The sequence below is a fragment of the Asticcacaulis biprosthecium C19 genome (assembly GCF_000204015.1).
GTDB classification, from domain to species: Bacteria; Pseudomonadota; Alphaproteobacteria; order Caulobacterales; family Caulobacteraceae; genus Asticcacaulis; species Asticcacaulis biprosthecius.
Genome location: NZ_GL883077.1, coordinates 2,346,120 through 2,348,124, shown reverse-complemented (window position 1 = coordinate 2,348,124; position 2,005 = coordinate 2,346,120). Strand labels below are relative to the sequence as shown.

2 protein-coding genes are annotated in these 2,005 nt (G+C 63.2%); both read right to left on the bottom strand.

Going from position 1 to position 2,005, the window contains the following annotated elements; genetic code table 11:
- Nucleotides 1-98 precede the first annotated feature (98 nt).
- On the bottom strand, nucleotides 99-1,316 hold the full coding sequence (locus ABI_RS10580) for a phage major capsid protein (protein WP_006272944.1): 1,218 nt from the start codon (nucleotides 1,314-1,316) through the stop codon (nucleotides 99-101).
- Nucleotides 1,297-1,992, bottom strand: coding sequence for an HK97 family phage prohead protease (locus ABI_RS10575; RefSeq protein WP_040308799.1), 696 nt, complete (start codon nucleotides 1,990-1,992; stop codon nucleotides 1,297-1,299). Before ABI_RS10575 ends, ABI_RS10580 begins: the two co-directional genes overlap by 20 nt.
- Nucleotides 1,993-2,005: the final 13 nt, after the last annotated feature.

Sequence of the window (2,005 nt, the reverse complement as noted above, 5' to 3'; positions counted from 1 at the left end):
CGAGCGAAGCGTTAGCACACCAAAAATTCAGTACGTGAGCACCGGAAGCGCAGAAAACGGCCCTTTGCAGACCAGCATCAACCATTTTCGACGGTCTCTTAGCTGGCGGCGAACTTCAGATACTTGACCTTCTCGGTGCGATGCAGCCCGCCGCCGACTCGCTTGGTCGTGTAGAACTCGACATAGGGCTTGGCGGTATAGGGATCGCGCAGCAAGGTCGTGCCGCGGCGGTCATAGACGTGGTAAGCGCTGAAATCGCCGAACGCGATGGCATAGGCGTTGGCAGCAACCGTCGGCGCCAGGTCGTTCAGCGTGACGCCATAGCCCAGTATGGTCGACGCCACGCCGGCCTGTAGCGACGGCTGGTAGATATAATTGCCGTTACTGTCCTTGACCTTGACCAGCTTCGACTGCGTGATCCGATCCATCATAAAACCGGCGCGCGGCAGATAGGCCGGGTGCAGCAGCGCCACCAGGTCGATCAGGTTGTCGTACGGATCGAGACCGAAATCACCCGCCACACCTGTCACCTGATAGCCGACCTTGCCGTCGGTGACCTCGGTCTTGCCGCTCTGCGCCGCCCCGGTATAGGTAAACAGACCGCGCGGCTTGCCGGCGCCGTTGCCGTTGGTATGGGCATCCAGCTCGTACTCGTTGAACAACTCGTTGACCTCGCCGACCAGCCACGCCTCGATCTGGATGGCGTCTTCCAGGATGGTCTGGGTCGCCCGCGGCGCCGCATACAGCTCATGCGCCACGATATGCGTTGTCCCGAGTTGCGGTGTGCCGGTCTCGGGACGTGCCGCGGCCTCCGACACCCAGCCGGCCGCCCCCTTGCTGGTCTGGCGGACCAGCCGGATCGCCGGCGCCGTGCCGGTGCGCACCGTCGCCACCGACCGGATCGGGTTCATGTCGCGCGCCAATCCGGCAATCGCCGTATCCAGCTCCGGCGTTACCAGGAACCCGCCGTGCGTATCCGAGCCCTCATTGGCGGCGCGAAACTGCGCCGGCACATTCTCCTTGCCCTGGCCGCGGACCAGATAATCGGCCAGAGCCACCTGGTGTTCACTGCGCCCTTCATCTCCGCCCTGCGACAGATCGCGGCGCGCCAGCCGGGTTTCGATAGCGGTCAAGGCGGCCTCGACCGCAGCGACCTTGCGCGCCTCGTTCAGCGCGTCATCCGCCTTGCGCGTCAGCTCGGCGAACTCGGCGCGCATCCGGTTTTGCGCCTCCAGATGAACACCGTCGCGCGTCTGCGCCTCGGTGCGGATGGCCTCGACGATGTCGAGGATCTTGTCATGGCTGTCTTGCGACATGGGATAACCTCATAAGAAACAATTGATCTTGCAGGCCTTCCACAAGGCCTGTCGGATCCGCTCCCTCCCGGAGGTCGGCCTCCTTGAACCCGCTGGAGGTGATCGCGCGGGCGGCATTGCCGCTGAACCCGATCCGCTTCAACAGGTGTTCGAAATCGCGCTTGGTCCGCGGCAGTTGGAACCCTGCCTCGGCGCGCAAACTTTCAATGACGGCGCCGGGCACCGAATTGGCGGTAACGAGGCTGATCTCGCGCAAACTCACCTCGGTAAAGGTAACCGAACCATCGGTCTCAACCCGCCAGGCCACCGGCACGAAACCGATCGACATCCCCAGCACGACCTTCATGCGGAACAGCCCGCCGACCCATTCGCGCTCCGTCGAAACGATCTCGCCGACCGCCCGCAACCCTTCCGGGCCTTCCGCCAGATCCAGCCAACCGCCCACCGGCCGGTTATCGGCGTGATTGACGTACATGGGTAAGGTCCGCCCCCGGCTCTTCCAGGCGGCGATACTTTTCACAAAACACCCTGTTGCAAACCGGGTGTCATGACTGTCACGCGTATCGAACGGGCAGGCAAAGCCATCGACCCGCCCGGCCACCGCCGCCTCGACCTCACTGGCGACAAAGCGGTACTCCACCACTTTCGCGTCCGGTATATGTTTCATCTTCACCACGTCCAATTCTTCC

What these genes read in the sequence shown, in the direction of transcription:
- ABI_RS10580 (WP_006272944.1), bottom strand. Translation starts at nt 1,316, where the DNA reads ATGTCGCAAGACAGCCATGACAAGATCCTCGACATCGTCGAGGCCATC.